At 47.6% G+C, this 16,129-nt stretch carries 13 protein-coding genes; all 13 read left to right on the top strand.

Features of this window, described 5'->3' with window-relative positions; genetic code table 11:
• Positions 1-6 precede the first annotated feature (6 nt).
• The gene (locus NSS94_RS18790; protein WP_029518406.1) at positions 7-594 is read left to right on the top strand and encodes a hypothetical protein; all 588 of its coding nucleotides are present in this window, start codon (positions 7-9) and stop codon (positions 592-594) included.
• Between the two features lie 268 nt (positions 595-862).
• Positions 863-1,261 (top strand): adenosylmethionine decarboxylase, encoded by a 399-nt coding sequence (gene speD, locus NSS94_RS18785; RefSeq protein ID WP_025365654.1) that lies wholly within the window; start codon positions 863-865, stop codon positions 1,259-1,261.
• Positions 1,262-1,507: 246 nt separating this feature from the next.
• On the top strand, positions 1,508-2,902 hold the full coding sequence (gene hemA / locus NSS94_RS18780; RefSeq protein WP_029518407.1) for a glutamyl-tRNA reductase: 1,395 nt from the start codon (positions 1,508-1,510) through the stop codon (positions 2,900-2,902).
• 16 nt (positions 2,903-2,918) lie between these two features.
• Positions 2,919-3,746: a cytochrome c biogenesis protein CcsA gene (gene ccsA, locus NSS94_RS18775; protein WP_029518408.1), complete on the top strand. Its 828-nt coding sequence runs from the start codon at positions 2,919-2,921 to the stop codon at positions 3,744-3,746.
• A gap of 8 nt (positions 3,747-3,754) precedes the next feature.
• Entirely contained in the window at positions 3,755-4,402 is a 648-nt protein-coding gene (locus tag NSS94_RS18770; protein WP_069011260.1) for a precorrin-2 dehydrogenase/sirohydrochlorin ferrochelatase family protein, read from the top strand.
• 1 nt (position 4,403) lies between these two features.
• Positions 4,404-5,330 carry a hydroxymethylbilane synthase gene (gene hemC / locus NSS94_RS18765; protein WP_209950328.1) on the top strand — a complete coding sequence of 309 codons (927 nt, stop codon included), beginning with the start codon at positions 4,404-4,406 and terminating at the stop codon, positions 5,328-5,330.
• A 4-nt stretch (positions 5,331-5,334) separates the two neighbouring features.
• Complete coding sequence (gene cobA / locus NSS94_RS18760) at positions 5,335-6,891, top strand: uroporphyrinogen-III C-methyltransferase (RefSeq protein ID WP_069011261.1); 1,557 nt, start codon at positions 5,335-5,337, stop codon at positions 6,889-6,891.
• A gap of 48 nt (positions 6,892-6,939) precedes the next feature.
• A complete protein-coding gene (gene hemB, locus NSS94_RS18755; protein ID WP_028541574.1) occupies positions 6,940-7,938 on the top strand; it encodes a porphobilinogen synthase in 999 nt (332 codons plus the stop codon).
• 30 nt (positions 7,939-7,968) lie between these two features.
• Entirely contained in the window at positions 7,969-9,273 is a 1,305-nt protein-coding gene (gene hemL / locus NSS94_RS18750; protein WP_069011263.1) for a glutamate-1-semialdehyde 2,1-aminomutase, read from the top strand.
• A complete protein-coding gene (locus NSS94_RS18745; RefSeq protein WP_340932990.1) occupies positions 9,270-10,184 on the top strand; it encodes an RluA family pseudouridine synthase in 915 nt (304 codons plus the stop codon). The genes hemL and NSS94_RS18745 overlap by 4 nt, the downstream gene beginning before the upstream one ends.
• Positions 10,185-10,310: 126 nt before the next feature.
• Entirely contained in the window at positions 10,311-11,636 is a 1,326-nt protein-coding gene (locus tag NSS94_RS18740) for a LysM peptidoglycan-binding domain-containing protein (RefSeq protein ID WP_069011265.1), read from the top strand.
• Positions 11,637-12,045: 409 nt separating this feature from the next.
• Entirely contained in the window at positions 12,046-14,712 is a 2,667-nt protein-coding gene (locus NSS94_RS18735; protein WP_029518416.1) for a valine--tRNA ligase, read from the top strand.
• Between the two features lie 36 nt (positions 14,713-14,748).
• Positions 14,749-16,125 carry a bifunctional folylpolyglutamate synthase/dihydrofolate synthase gene (locus tag NSS94_RS18730; protein ID WP_029518417.1) on the top strand — a complete coding sequence of 459 codons (1,377 nt, stop codon included), beginning with the start codon at positions 14,749-14,751 and terminating at the stop codon, positions 16,123-16,125.
• The last annotated feature ends 4 nt before the right edge of the window (positions 16,126-16,129 follow it).

Here is a 16,129-nt window from a genome sequence, read left to right as displayed (position 1 = left end):
ATGGGTATGGCTCAGCGGTTAGCCACAGAGTATGTTAAAACCACTTTGACCTTGTCGGAAACCCAAATGGACGAATTTTTGCGGGCAGTGGATGATCCCCAGGTGCATTACTATATTAAAGTTCTAGATAACGGAAGACAGGAAATCGTTCTGGAGCATAGTGCGGGTGAGGAAGTTCATTTGTTTTTTGAAGCCAAAGAGGGAGCGTTTGTGTGTGAATTGACTTGTCGCTTAATTCATCCGCAACTAACCCTGTTTATACGCAAACTTTTTGTTCGTTTTAAGGGCGAAGGCATCGTTTACCGAATGTATCAAGGATTCACTATGGTGTATTTTTATAATGAAGGTACGGTTCGTAAAATTATGGAGAAGAATGCCGGAGGTTCCAGGCTGGTATTCGAATATAAAAATACGGTGCAGGAATTGCAACAGCTTTTTCAGCATCAGAACGTCGAAAATGAAATATCTGACGTATATCATCTCATTAATTCGTTGCTTGACCAGCGGAATTTGGCGCGTACTTTCTCGGAGTTGGAACAGATTGACCACAAGCTTCGAATGAGTTGCTCAAAATTATTTGCACTGGAAGCTTAATAAGGCATGAATATATGGAATGAATCGTTATGCCATGTAGTCCCTTTCTTTACCGAAATAGGCTTTTTTATTCTTAAAAAATGATTGCATTTGCTGCACATAGATGTTATTTTTAATCTCGTTGAAAATGAAATATAGGAACCAGGATTCACTCAGGACATTGAATGTTGCGAGAGATTATTCCCTCGGGAAGTGAATGACGTAGGTCCTAGCGGATGAAATTTTTCCAAACATTTTATTCCTAGGAAGGGGGAACCGAAAGATGGAATTGGAGTACTCAACTTTCGGAAGACACGTTGCCGTAGATACTTGGGGTGTTGAGTTTGAATTACTGAATGATGCGCAGTTTTTGGAGGCTCAATTAGTTGAAGCAGCTGAAGCTTGCGGAGCAACGGTGATGTCCGTTCAATCCAAGCAGTTCGAACCACAGGGAGCTACCGTGCTTGTACTGTTGTCGGAGAGTCATCTCTCTATTCATACGTATCCTGAGAGAGGGTTTGCCGCTATTGATTGTTATACTTGCGGTGAGACTGTCGATCCGCAGCTGGCTATTGATTACCTGGTATCCGTTCTAAAACCGAAAAAAACATATGCGAAAAAGCTGATTCGCGGCTTGGGAGAACTTCAGGTGGAATCACCAGAGTGCAAGCTGGCTGAGTTAGTGTAAATCGTTTTTTATGGAGCCGTTTGTGCGTCCTATATTATAGCCATGGAACATTTCCATGGTTATTTGTTTTAAAAGTGGTCTACACTAAATCAAATCATACAGAACGTGCTGGTTTCATGAAAGCTATTCAATTTTCATAAACAATTCATAAAACAGCCGGAGGAGATTCGGACTTCTGTGATATAATTAACATAGTTTATGATAACAGTGGTTATTCTTATTACAGTTTAGGCAGGTGAATTTGCAATGCACATCGTCGTTGTTGGGTTGAATTATCGTACGGCGCCTGTGGAAGTCAGAGAGCGTTTTACATTTGCAGAACAAGATTTGCCAAAAGCGCTGGAGCAACTCAAACTTACCAAAAGTGTGTTGGAGGGCGTAGTTGTCGCAACCTGCAATCGGACTGAAATATATGTTGTAGTGGACCGCCTTCACATGTGCGGCTATTTTATACGCAGTTTTATGGAGCAATGGTTTGGCATTCCGCGTGATCAATTTACACAACATTTATATATATATGAGGACGAGCAGGCGATTCGGCATTTGTTCCGTGTGACTTGTGGTCTTGATTCTATGGTAATCGGAGAAACACAAATTTTGGGACAGGTAAAGAACGCTTTTCTTCAGGCTCAATCCCAGAAAATTACGGCAACGTGGTTTAATATGTTGTTTAAGCAGGCCGTCACATTGGGCAAGCGTGCCCATTCAGAGACATCTATTGGAGAAAGTGCCGTATCTGTCAGCTATGCAGCAGTTGAGCTAGGCAAACGGATTTTCGGGATGTTTACCGATAAAAAGGTACTGATTCTCGGTGCTGGTAAAATGAGTGAACTTACGGTTAAGCATTTGTACAGCGGCGGAGCAGCCGAGGTTATTGTAGCCAACCGAACCTTGTCCCGTGCGGAAGACCTTGCCTCCAAGTTCCATGGAACGCCGGTTACGATGGAGGAAGGCATGAATCGGTTGGCGGACGTGGATATTGTTATTAGCTCGACAGGTGCCCAGGGGTATATTCTGGATCGGACTCGGGTTGAAGCAAGTATGAAACGTCGACAGTCCCGTCCTTTGTTTATGATTGATATTGCGGTTCCGCGTGATCTCGACCCGGCTATTGGTGAATTACAGAATGTTTTCCTGTACGATATTGATGATCTGGAAGGGATCGTGGAGAGCAATTTGGAAATGCGCCGTACCGAAGCTACAAAAATCGAGCATATGATCGAAGATGAGCTTAGCGAGTTTTATCAATGGTTGAAAACGATGGGAGTGCGTCCGGTGATTCGTGCATTACAGGAAAAAGCGGAGTCTGTACATCAGGATACGTTGGAAAGCTTGTTCAATAAGCTTCCCGAGCTGGATGAACGGCAACGCAAAGTGATTAGCCGTTTGACGAAGAGCATGCTGAACCAGATGATGCATGATCCGATCAATCGGGTAAAGGAACTGGCTGTCCAAAAACAGGGGAATGAGGCCCTGGACATGTTTAGCCACATTTTTGCTCTGGAGGATCGTTTGGATGACGCCGCTCAGAAAGTAGATAAAAGCGATGCATCTGCGTTAATAAAACCGGAAGCCGGTGTTCATGAAAAAACCGTTCAGGCTCAGGCTTTGCCAGCGTCGTTTGCGCCGGCCAGCCTGTAAAAGTGGGTGAACAGACGTGGCTTCAGGCATGCTTATATATGATTCAATGATTTATGTTTTTGCCCTGAGCCTTCTGTTTGTATTCTCGGATGGGATTCGTCGCAATGCGAATGCTAAACGGACAGGTACAGGGCTTCTTGTTGTCGTTCTGGTGCTCCAGCTTGCTTATATGGGGATAAGAACCTGGAATGAAGGGCACCTTCCTATTTTCGTGACCTACGATTTTCTATTTCTGTTTTCAGTTATTTTAGTGCTGATTTCTTTGATTTTGACACGTTATCAGCGTTCCGAATTTGCGGTATTGCTGCTTAATATTATTAGTTTTGCAGTGCTGGTGCTCAACAATATATGGATGGAGCCTCTCGACAATCCACTTGGAAATTGGCATACCGTGCATGGGCTGCTCCTGATTCATATTGCGCTGGCTAATCTTGGTTTTGTAGCGATGACGGTAGCAGCTGTATTTTCGGGGTTATATCTGTTTTTGCATCGTAAATTGAAAGTAAAGAAATGGAATGACACGATCAGACGCCTGCCGAGTCTGGAAATGATGGATCGGTATACGCATATGGCGCTGTTGATTGGTACTCCTTTGCTGGGAGTCTCTATTGTAGTTGCCGTTATTTCTATTATTGCTGAGGAACGCTGGCTTCTCTTGCTAGATACCAAGGTGCTGATGACAGCGATTGCCCTGTGTGTGTATATTATATTTTTAGTGAGCAAAAGATTGAATCAGCGTTCAGGGCTTGTGATGGCAAAGTGGGCATTGGTGGGCTACACGCTATTGATTCTTAATTTTTTGCTGAATTCCTGGTCTGTATTTCATCAGTGGACGGGAGAGTGAAAAGCCATTTGCAGCATTTTGTCCCGATTTCGTTGAATTGTAACAATAAGATCTGTTGTATTGTAGGCGGCGGCAGGATTGCGGAACGAAAGGTTAAGGGGATGATGGAAAGTGGGGCGTCCATTACCCTCATTAGCCCGAATATAACGCCGGATTTACAGGTCCTGGCCGATCACAAGCAGCTCCACTGGGTAAATCGCGTATATCGCGAGGGTGACCTCCAGGGAGCCTTTCTTGTATATGCCGCTACGAACCAGAGAGAAGTGAATAATAAGGTTGCGCATGAGGCCAGACAAAGGGGTATACTGGTAAATGTGGCGGATCGCTCGGAAGAGGGAGATTTTATAACGCCGGGCATCATCCGACGAGGGAGACTGACGATTAGTATCTCTACAGAAGGGGCAGGCCCCGCTGTGACCGCTGATATTACATCAGCCTTGGATACGTTGTTTGGTAGCGAATACGAGCCATATCTGGATTTCATGCACGATATGCGACAGATCATCAAACGTAAGATAAGTTCCCCACAGCAAAGGACTAAACTACTGAGGCGCTTGGCGAGTAGCGGAATTTTGGATCAAATACGCCGTCATGAATTTATGGCTTGGACCGAACAACAAATAGACCTGTGGATTGCGCAAAATCAGGAGGAATAACATGCGAACAATTGTGGTAGGCAGCAGACAGAGTGCGCTGGCGTTAACTCAGACCGGGCATGTCATTGAAGATTTGAACGCGCTATGCGCGGAGCATGGAATGGATTTGCAATTTGTCGTAAAGAAAATCCTGACCAAGGGTGATCGAATATTGGATGTAACCTTGTCCAAAGTGGGTGGCAAAGGGCTTTTTGTCAAAGAGATTGAACAGGCCATGCTGGCTGGTGAGATTGATATGGCAGTACATAGTATGAAGGATATGCCTTCCGAATTGCCGGAAGGGCTTGTCAACGGCGCTGTACCGCGTCGTGAGGATCCACGTGATTGCCTGATCACATTGGGCGCCGAGAGCCTGGAGGATTTGCCTCAAGGGGCAAAGGTGGGCACGAGTAGCCTGCGCAGAGCCAGTCAAATCAAGTCCATGCGACCTGATCTACAATTGGAGCCTGTGCGTGGGAATATTGATTCCCGTCTGAAAAAGCTGGAGACGGAAGGTTTTGACGCTATCATTTTGGCGGCAGCAGGTTTGCATCGGATGGGCTGGAAAGATCGAATTACATCCTATATACCGGAAGAAGACTGTTTGCCGGCGGTTGGGCAGGGAGCGCTGGGTATTGAATGTCGCGCGAGTGATGAAGAGCTATTGGCCTTGCTGCGCCTTTACAACGACCGGGATACCTCGGCTACCGTTGCGGCAGAACGAACCTTTTTGGGCGTGTTAAATGGGGGGTGCCAAGTGCCGATCGGGGCTCATGCCGTCTGGGCTGGTCAAGAAATCAGCCTTACGGGCATGGTAGGCTCGCCAGATGGCGAGGTTATTTTGAAGGAAACGCTCCAGGGAAATGATCCGCAAAAGCTGGGAGAAGCGGTGGCGGCCAGTTTGATAGCCAAAGGAGCAGAACAGATTCTGGCGCAGGTGAGGGGATGATAGCATGGCAGGAAAAGTATATTTGGTAGGTGCAGGACCCGGAGACGCAAGATTAATTACGGTCAAGGGTTGGGAATGCATTCAATTGGGCGATGTCATTGTGTACGACAGACTGGCAAGCCCGCGCCTTTTGGGATTGATGAAGCCAGAGGCCCAAAAAATATATGTTGGAAAGTTGCCAGATCGTCACACTATGAAGCAAGAGGAAATTAATCAGCTGTTGGTGGATTTGGCCTTGGAAGGAAAAACAGTTGTTCGTCTTAAAGGGGGAGACCCTACTATATTTGGACGAGTCGGCGAGGAAGCCGGGCTACTGCGTAAACATGGTATTTCCTATGAAATTATACCCGGCATCACATCAGCAATCAGTGTGCCCGCCTATGCGGGGATTCCAGTCACACACCGGGATATGGCCTCATCGCTATCTATCATTACAGGTCATGAAAGTCCGGATAAACTCGACAAAAGTATTCATTGGGATAAAGTGACGAACGCAACGGGCACACTGATCTTTATGATGGGTGTAGCAAAGATTGGCTATATCAGTGAACAGCTGATAAAACACGGCAAGCCATCAAATACTCCTGTTGCCTTGATCCGCTGGGGAACCCGTGCCGAGCAGGATACGCTGGTGGGTACGCTTGCGGATATTGAAGCTAAGGTGAAGGCTGCGAATTTTCAGCCTCCCGCCGTCATCGTTGTTGGAGAAGTGGTCAATCAACGTGAACAGTTAAAATGGGCTGAGGACATGCCTTTGTTTGGCAAGCGAATTTTGGTTACTCGCGCGCGTGCGCAGGCCAGCAGTCTGGTCCATCGGATAGAAGAGCTTGGTGGCGAGCCTTATGAATTTCCAGTTATTCAGACGGTCGCCCCTTCGGACGAGCCAACCAAACAGGAAATTAAAGAGGCATTTGCGCGACTGCCAGAATATGATTGGGTGTTTTTTACCAGCGTTAATGGAGTGGAATACTTTTTCACGCACTTAAAGGAACAGGGCAAGGACGTACGTATGCTGTTCAAAGCGCGTATTGCCGCAGTCGGACCGGCTACAGCAGCCGCGCTTCGGACACACGGAATTGTGGCAGAACAGATCGAGGGCCCATTTCAGGCAGAGGGCTTGCTCGAAGGATTTGAGCAGGATTTGCAGGCAGGGCAGAACGTATTTCTCCCAAGAGGTGATCTAGCTCGGCCGTGGCTGCCAGAAAAGCTGAGGGAGATGGGACTTCATGTGACCGAGGCTGATTTGTATCAAACGGTGCTAGCAGCCAACACACAGGATGATGAACTTCTCAAGCTGCTTGAGGAGCGTGCCATTCATGCGATTACGTTTACCAGTTCCTCAACTGTAACCTTTTTCTTAGAAGCCCTCAGACAAATGGGGATCCATGATCCGGTGTCGCTGCTGGAGGGAGTTACGATTGCTGTGATAGGTCCTTTGACCGGTGAGACAGCTACCCAAGCCGGCTTGACTGTAAGTTTTATGTCAGAGAAGGCGACCATTGAAAGTCTGATCCAATCGTTGTGTGAGTGGAAACGTTCAAGTACTGTTATGACATTATAATTTTTTTGTTTTTACTAATGAATGTATAAAAAATGGAGGTTTGTAATCATGAGTGTTCCTTTTACCAGACATCGCCGTTTGCGCCAGTCGGCTGCAATCCGCAGTATGGTGCGTGAGACCGTATTGAATCCCGCTGATTTTATCCAACCGATCTACGTTACATTTGGCACTGGGGTGAAACAGGAAATTAGCTCTATGCCAGGTGTATACCGTTTTTCTCTGGATCGGCTGGAGGAAGAACTGAAAGAGATTAGTGAGCTCGGCATTCCCGCTGTGCTCCTATTTGGCATCCCAGAAACCAAAGACAGCGTAGGGACTTCGGCTTTTGTGGACGATGGTATTGTTCAGGAAGCTACTCGTCTGATCAAGTCGCGTTATCCCGAACTGCTGGTTGTGGCTGACACTTGTTTGTGTGAGTTTACGGACCATGGACACTGCGGTATGGTGCACATGCATGAGCATGATGGTGAGGTATGCGGTGAGGTATTGAATGATGAATCTCTGGAGGTGCTGGTACGTACAGCTGTATCTCAGGCCAGAGCTGGTGCAGATATTATCGCGCCATCTAATATGATGGACGGTTTTGTACAGGCGATTCGGCAGGGGTTGGATCTAGAAGGCTTTTCACATATTCCAATTATGTCGTATTCCGTCAAATATGCGTCTGCTTTTTACGGTCCTTTCCGGGAGGCCGCAGATTCTGCGCCGCAGTTTGGTGACCGCAAATCCTATCAGATGGATCCTGCTAATGCACGTGAAGCATTGCGAGAAGCAGAATCTGATGTGCTGGAGGGGGCAGATATGCTGATGGTGAAGCCTTCCCTTTCTTATCTTGACGTAATGCGCACGATTAAGGATCAATTTGATCTGCCTATGGTGGCTTACAACGTTAGTGGTGAATATGCCATGGTCAAGGCAGCGGCACTTCAAGGCTGGATTGATGAAAAAGCAATGGTGCTAGAGATTTTGACAAGTATGAAGCGTGCGGGTGCAGATATGATTATTACCTATTCGGCCAAGGATGCGGCAAGATGGTTGAAGCAATAAGTCTATTTTCAGAAGATAGGAGTGGTCAGAATGATCGACGAACAACGAACAGTGCGCAAGGATACGAACTCCAAAGTAGCCTTTGATGAGGCAAAACAATACATTCCGGGTGGCGTAAACAGCCCGGTACGGGCTTTTAAATCTGTTGGAATTACACCTGTGTATATCGACCATGGCGAAGGATCGCGCGTATATGATATTGATGGTCAATCCTATTTAGACTATGTATGTTCATGGGGACCGCTTATTATGGGCCATGCACATCCCGAAGTGGTTAAAGCTTTACAGGCTGCTGTTGTAAAAGGAACCAGCTTCGGCGCACCAACGTTGGCAGAAACCGAAATGGCCAAGCTCGTATGTGAGCGTGTTCCTTCTATGGACATTGTACGTATGGTTAACTCCGGAACTGAGGCGACTATGAGTGCGATTCGACTCGCACGCGGATTTACGAGCCGTAGTAAAATCCTTAAATTTGAGGGATCATATCACGGTCATGCGGACAGCTTGCTGATTAAAGCAGGCTCTGGTGTTGCCACATTAGGCTTGCCCGATAGTCCCGGTGTGCCTGAAGTTGTGGCCACCCATACAATCACTGTCCCTTATAATGATCTAGCTTCGGTGAAGCTAGCTTTTGAGAAATTTGGCGAAGAGATTGCCGCAATTATTGTCGAGCCAGTAGCAGGCAATATGGGAGTTGTACCGCCACAGCCTGGATTTTTGGAAGGTTTGCGTGAGGTAACCCAGCAGTACGGAAGTCTGCTGATTTTTGATGAAGTGATGACTGGATTCCGGGTTGGACTTCATTCGGCTCAAGGTCGCTTTGGTGTGACACCGGATCTTACCTGTTTGGGTAAAGTGATTGGTGGTGGACTCCCTGTAGGTGCTTACGGCGGACGTCGTGATATTCTGGAGCGGATTGCTCCATCGGGGCCCATTTATCAAGCGGGTACGCTTAGCGGAAATCCGCTGGCTATGGCAGCAGGTTATTCGACACTTAAATTGCTGACGCCAGAAGTATACGATCGCTTGGAAGAGCGGGCAGCACGACTTCAAGCCGGATTCGAACGTAATGCGAACGAGCTAGGTATCCCTGTCACGATCAATCGCGTGGGTTCCATGGTTTGTCCATTTTTTACAGAAGAAAAGGTTGTCAATTTTGATACAGCTAAAACGAGTAATCAGGACCACTTCCGTCGTTACTTTACTGAAATGGTGAATGAGGGAGTCAGTGTAGCACCATCTCAATTTGAGGGTATGTTTGTATCGGGCGTGCATACGGTAGAGGATATTGATGCCACCATTGAGGCGAACTATCGCGCGCTCAAACGTCTATGAGCTGGCAAGGTGGCTGGAAAAGAAGAGGACCGTGGCTGGAAGTCACGCCAGGACGGGAAATCACAGACGAGGAAAAAAACAGCGCTGATGCTGTAGATCAGTGGTTGCTGAATCGTTTGGAATTACCGGAAAAGCTGTGGCGCAGACTGCGCCATGATAAAGAGATTGAACTTACAGGGGACCGGCTACGGCTGGCCCTTTTTCCTGTAATGAACCTTGGCATCACCCCTCGCTGGTATGATTTGAAGGTACTGTATGAAGATGATTTTTGTCTGGTAGTACATAAACCAGCAGGTATGGCAGTACATCCGGACGGTGGTGTGCAGGATGGTCCGCTGACGTTGGATCATGCTGTCGCATCCTACTATGAGATGAATGGCATTCATGCGGTGGTACGGCATGTACATCGTCTGGATGTGGATACGACGGGCCCGGTGCTATATGCCAAAAATGAGTTTGCGTTGCTCAAGCTGGACGAGCAAATGAGAGCTAAGGATATCGACCGCCGGTATGTAGCTTTGGTACGAGGGGAAGTACCTCCATCGCTGCGAACGTTGGATTGGCCGATTGGCAAGGACAGGCATCATAAGCAGCGCCGTCGTGTATCTCCGACTGGGCAGAAGGCGGTTACCCATATTGAACTCGGGGAAGTATGGGGAAGCGGTTCAAGTGCAGTGAGTCTCGTATATCTGACGCTGGAGACAGGACGGACGCACCAGATTCGCGTACATCTTAGTCATGCTGGCTACCCGTTGCTTGGGGATGTATTATACGGGGGGCGTGCTACTGATTTTGGCAGGCAGGCGCTACACGGAGAGCGTCTTACCTTCTGTCATCCGCTGAGTGGCGAAACGATTACTGTGGAGGATGCTTGGCCGGATGATTTTCAAAAGCTGCACAAACAGCTATAAAAGATGGCATGCCTTCTATTTTGGCGCATATACTTGAACCTAGAAACGGTTTGCAATATGGAGTTTCCGTGCGCCTGACCAGAAGTCAGAGGATGTGCGGAGACTGCCCAAAGGAGGATGCCATCCTTGAACAAACAACAGAATGATCAGCCGCAAGGCTTGCGTTTTGATATTTATGAACGCATTCATTTGACGGAGGAAGCTGCCGGGATTGCTGAGTTGGAGGAAATCGAGCTTCTGCCACGCATTCAGGTTGTAACCCACGGCGACCATGCCGCTTTGCGAGGGCATTTGCTGCTGGAGGGCGTGTACCGCACACCTGAACAGTTCACGAGCGAGCTTCATCATTTGATCCCTGTGGAAATTACCATTCCGCTAAACCGCGTAGGGAGATTGGAAGATATCTCTGTCGAGATTGAAAATTTTGATGTGGACCTGCTTTCTTTACGTAGTCTAAACATTACAGGCGTTCTTTCTTTGCATGGTGTGGAAAGCTCGCACGCGGAAGAGACGGCGGTCTGGTTGGATGAAGAATTTACCGTAGTGCATGCACCTGAGCATCCGGTTCAATCCCTTTCCGCCGATGAAGAGTATCGTCAGGCAGAGGCCTATTCTACCAATGACTCGACCTCTGATTACGTTACAGATCCTGAAACCTCCTACAGTGTGCCAGTACAACAGGAGTCCATTTCCTGGGAACAGCTGTCTGAGGACCAAGGGGAACAGCAATCATCGTCGGAACAGCAAGCTTATGAGCCAGCAGTAGATCCTAACCGATTCTATGAGCCTTGGACGGGCAAAGCAGTTGAAGATAACTCTCCCGAGGTCAAACATGAGCATGGGTCTCCGGAAGTGTGGGGATTTCAGCAAAAGGAAGCATGGGCAGGGGGAAATGAGTCCAAAGTATCTTCCGCATCTCCTAATGTAAATTATGACCCTTTGCTGTCTGAACCGCATCCTGCTACGGAGTCCGAGGTCTATCTGGAGCCACAGTTGGAAGCGAGTCAAGTAGATAGCTTCGACTTCAGGCCTGAAGCGTCAGAACAGGTGAATCACGAGGCCCATGACACTTTTACTGAGGATAAGCCAGAGATGCGTGTGGCGCTTAACAGTAAAAAGGATGAAGAGGCAGACGAGCCAGACCCGGTTGTCTACTCATCATTGCTCCAATCCAGCCGTTCGGTGAAAGAAGCGGAATACCAGCAGCAATTGGAGCAGGAGCCGCAGGATCAGAAAGCCGAAGAAGAGCGGGAGAATGCCAAGTGGAAGAACCTTTTTTTTCATACACAAGATGAAACACCTTTTCGTAAGGTGCGGTTATGCATAGTACAGCGCGAGGATACACTGGAAACCATAGCTGACCGTTATCAGCTCAGCACGCGTGAGCTTCAACTGTATAACAGATTGGCGGAGCATCATGTGGAAGAAGGACAGGTATTGTACATCCCTTGATCCGGTTGCTGAAAAATGCACAGCGGGTGTTGACTATAGTCAATGGGAAATGTATGATGTGGTATAGTTATTGAAAGACTGAGATCGGGAAGAGTAGGCAGCAAGCCCTTCAGAGAGTGGAATTGCAGCGCTGTGAGGTTCCGCAGGAAGCTACTGGCCGAAGTCACCCGGGAGTCGCCTGTTTGAACGGTTCCTCATTTAATTCCTACGGAAGATAAGAGGTTCACGGTAGAATAAGGCCGGTCCGCAACCGTTATCTGCATAAAGTGTCACACCATGTGTAATGGATCAGTGGATACATACACTAGGGGTGAAACAAAGGTGGTACCGCGAGAGAACAGCCTTTCGTCCTTTGAGGATGAAGGGCTTTTTTTATTTGCCAATTGAAAAATCATGGAGGTATCCTGATATGTCAGAACAAGACAACAAGACAACCTTGGAAATGCCAACAACGTACGATCCAAAATCAGCAGAACAAAAATGGTACAAAACGTGGATGGAGAAGGGCTATTTCCGCGCTGGGCAACATCCAGAGGCAGAGCCTTTTACAATCGTTATTCCACCACCGAATGTTACAGGTATGTTGCATATTGGACATGCTCTTGACTTTACTTTGCAGGATATTATTATTCGCGCCAAGCGGATGCAGGGCTATGATGCCTTGTGGCTGCCAGGGGCAGACCATGCGGGTATTGCTACCCAAACAAAGGTAGAGCAAAAGCTGCGTGAAGAAGGCCTGACACGTTATGATTTGGGCCGCGAGAAGTTTTTGGAGAAAGTGTGGGAGTGGAAGGATCTTTACCTAGATAATATCCATAACCAATGGGAAAAGATGGGCTTTTCTCTCGATTATTCTCGTGAGCGTTTTACGCTGGATGAGGGACTGTCCCAAGCGGTACGCGAGGTATTCGTTAAACTGTACAAGAAGGGTCTGATTTATCGCGGTAAACGCATCATAAACTGGGACCCTGCTGCACGTACTGCATTATCGGACATTGAGGTGGAATACAAAGAGGTGAACGGAAATCTGTATCACCTGCAATATCCACTGAAAGACGGTAGCGGATTTATTACGGTAGCCACTACACGTCCTGAAACGATGCTGGGCGATACAGCTGTAGCTGTACACCCGGAAGATGAACGCTACAAGCAAATGATCGGCAAAACGCTTGTGCTCCCAATCATCGGACGGGAAATTCCGGTCATTGCGGATGATTATGTTGATAAAGATTTCGGTAGCGGCGCGGTTAAAATTACACCGGCTCACGACCCGAATGACTTTGAAATGGGACAACGTCACCAGCTGCCACAAATTACAGTGATGGACGAAACGGGAACGATGAATGCCGAAGCAGGCAAATATCAGGGCCTTGATCGTAGCGATTGCCGTAAGCAAATCGTCGCTGATCTGAAAGAGCAGGGCGTACTGATTCGTATTGAAGAGCACGTACATCAAGTAGGCCACAGCGAGCGTACAGGTGTAGTTGTAGAACCTTATCTGTCCACACAATGGTTTGTGGAAATGAAGCCTCTGGCAGCTAAAGCCATTGAAGTGCAGAAGGCTGGCAACGGGGTAAACTTTGTACCGGATCGCTTTGAACGTACTTATCTGCATTGGATTGAAAATGTGCGTGACTGGTGTATTTCCCGTCAATTATGGTGGGGACACCGTATTCCGGCTTGGTACGATGAGGATACCGGAGAAGTGATTGTATCGGCGGAGGACCCTACAACTTTGCCTGAGTATGCTGGCAGAAAGCTAAAACAGGATGAGGATGTGCTGGATACTTGGTTCAGCTCGGCTTTGTGGCCGTTTTCGACACTGGGCTGGCCTGAGCAGACAGAGGACCTCAAACGCTACTATCCGACTAATGTCTTGGTTACAGGCTATGACATTATTTATTTCTGGGTATCGCGTATGATTTTTACAGCACTCGAGTTTACGGAAGAGATTCCGTTCAAGGACGTACTTATGCACGGGTTGGTTCGTGATGCGGACGGTAGAAAAATGTCCAAATCCCTCGGCAACGGTGTTGATCCGCTCGACGTGATTGACCAATATGGTACCGATGCCATGCGTTATATGATTTCCACCAGTAGCACGCCTGGGCAAGACCTTCGTTTCCGCTGGGAGCGGGTGGAGCAGGCCCGCAACTTTGCCAATAAAATCTGGAATGCGTCACGCTTTGCGCTGATGAATCTGGAAGGCGTCACTTCGGCAGATATAGACATTACTGGTGACCTGAGCACCGCTGATCGTTGGATTCTGCATCGTCTAAACGAAACTTCACGCGACATCACGCGTCTAATAGATGCTTATGAATTTGGCGAGACAGGCCGCCTTCTGTATAACTTTATTTGGGATGATTTGTGCGACTGGTACATTGAGTTTGCGAAGCTTTCCCTATATGGCGACAACGCAGATGCGAAAAAGAAAACGCAGTCCGTACTTGCATATGTATTGGACCGGACGCTGCGCATGATTCATCCGTTCATGCCGTTTATCTCTGAGGAAATATGGCAGCATCTTCCACATGAGGGAGAAACGATTACACTGGCCGCTTGGCCTGTTTATGATCCGGCTTTTGAGGATAAGGATGCAGTTGCAGAAATGAATTTGCTGATCGACGTAATTCGCGCTGTGCGCAATATCCGTGCTGAAGTCAATGTGCCGATGAGTAAAAAAATTGAGTTGCTCATAAAACCCGGCGATCAAGCCGTTCTCGATATCATTAACCGCAATGGGGAATATGTGCGTAGATTCTGTAATACGTCTGAATTCGACGCGGGATTAGAGTTCACCGTTCCAGATAAAGCGATGACATCTATAGTTAGCGGCGCAGAGTTGTACCTGCCGCTGGCCGGACTGCTTGATATTGCCCAGGAAATTAGCAGACTGGAAAAAGAACTTCAGCATTTGAACAGTGAAGTGGAGCGCGTGGAGAAAAAGTTATCTAACCAAGGCTTTGTGGCGAAGGCACCAGCTAAAGTCATCGAGGAAGAGAAGGCCAAGCAAGCCGATTACTCAGATAAGCGCGCTAAAGTTATCGCACGTATTGAAGAACTCAAGGGATAATTTCACTCACAATAAAATGACCTGAAGGTGAAGAGGATGTCAGATACGATCAGGGGCGGAGATACGGCTCCTTTACAAAGCTATGATGAGGCAGTGGAATGGATTAACGGCTTGATTCCGTTTGGTATCAGACCTGGACTGGAACGAATTGAACAACTAATGAGTAAATTGGGTGATCCGCAACGACATCTGAAATTTGTGCATATTGCGGGAACCAACGGTAAAGGCTCGACTTGTGCCTTTCTGACCTCTGTGCTACTTAAATGTGGGTACGATGTCGGGACTTTTACGTCTCCGTACATCACCCGATTTACGAACCGCTTTCAATTCAATGGGACCGATATTCCCGATGAAACGCTGGTTTTGCTTGCCAATCGCTTGTATCCGTTGGTGAAAGAAATCGCAGATAGTGAATTGGGATCACCTACAATGTTTGAGGTATCGACAGCGTTGGCTATTTTATACTATGCTACGGTATCTTTCCCAGATGTTGTGGTATGGGAGACAGGTCTTGGGGGAAGGATGGATGTAACTAATATCGTGAATCCAATCCTCTCGGTTATTACAAATGTCGGCTATGACCATACGGATATTTTGGGAGATACGCTCGAACAGATTGCAAGGGAAAAAGCCGGTATCATCAAACCGGGTGTACCTGTCGTCAGTTGTGTTTCCCAACCCGAGGCTATTCAGGTCATACGTGAAACGGCGACAAAGCAAGGAGCTACCTTGTACCTGGCAGGAGAACAATTTACGTATGAACGGCTAAACGGAGATGAAACAGCTCAAACCTTTTCATTCGCGGGGCCCTTCCGACATATGGAAATTGACATCACGTTGTTAGGCGAGCACCAATGTTCTAATGCGGCAGGAGCTATGATGGCACTTGAGGTCCTACGTCAGTATATGGCTTTTGTGTTGGATGATGCAGAACTGCTGGAGGGCTTTAGGCAAACTGCCTGGGCAGGGCGTCTCGAACAAGTCAGTACATCACCGAGAATTGTTCTTGACGGGGCTCATAATCCAGAAGGAGCACAGACGCTGGCCAAGAGTCTTCCTCAAGTGTATTCGTACAAAAAATTGGTTTTAATGATGGGGATGCTGTCAAACAAGCATCATGAAGCATACTTGCAGCATATACTGCCACTAGTGGATACGCTTATCCTGACCGAGCCCGATTTTCGGCGCAAAATGAATGCCGCTGAATTGGCTCATCTCGTGGAGAAGCTGCGGCCGTCTTATGCCAAAACGGATTTAAAAATAATTGTAGAAGGTGACTGGAAAAAGGCTCTTGGCCTGTTTCAATCACATACGGAAGCGGAAGATCTGGGGGTGGTGTCCGGCACGCTGTACCTTATTGCGGATGTACGGGCTACCCTTATGTATCAAACCGATTCGGAAAAAGGTTGGTGAAATT

Source organism: Paenibacillus sp. FSL L8-0644 (assembly GCF_038008165.1).
Classification (GTDB): domain Bacteria; phylum Bacillota; class Bacilli; order Paenibacillales; family Paenibacillaceae; genus Paenibacillus; species Paenibacillus polymyxa_D.
Note: the sequence above shows the minus strand (reverse complement) of the source record. Positions and strands in the feature narration are given on the sequence as shown.

Coding starts and splice junctions, on each gene's coding strand:
- NSS94_RS18790 (WP_029518406.1), top strand. CDS start 7: ATGGCTCAGCGGTTAGCCACAGAGTATGTTAAAACCACTTTGACCTTG.
- hemA (WP_029518407.1), top strand. CDS start 1,508: ATGCACATCGTCGTTGTTGGGTTGAATTATCGTACGGCGCCTGTGGAA.
- hemC (WP_209950328.1), top strand. CDS start 4,404: ATGCGAACAATTGTGGTAGGCAGCAGACAGAGTGCGCTGGCGTTAACT.
- cobA (WP_069011261.1), top strand. CDS start 5,335: ATGGCAGGAAAAGTATATTTGGTAGGTGCAGGACCCGGAGACGCAAGA.
- hemB (WP_028541574.1), top strand. CDS start 6,940: ATGAGTGTTCCTTTTACCAGACATCGCCGTTTGCGCCAGTCGGCTGCA.
- hemL (WP_069011263.1), top strand. CDS start 7,969: ATGATCGACGAACAACGAACAGTGCGCAAGGATACGAACTCCAAAGTA.
- NSS94_RS18745 (WP_340932990.1), top strand. CDS start 9,270: ATGAGCTGGCAAGGTGGCTGGAAAAGAAGAGGACCGTGGCTGGAAGTC.
- NSS94_RS18735 (WP_029518416.1), top strand. CDS start 12,046: ATGTCAGAACAAGACAACAAGACAACCTTGGAAATGCCAACAACGTAC.
- NSS94_RS18730 (WP_029518417.1), top strand. CDS start 14,749: ATGTCAGATACGATCAGGGGCGGAGATACGGCTCCTTTACAAAGCTAT.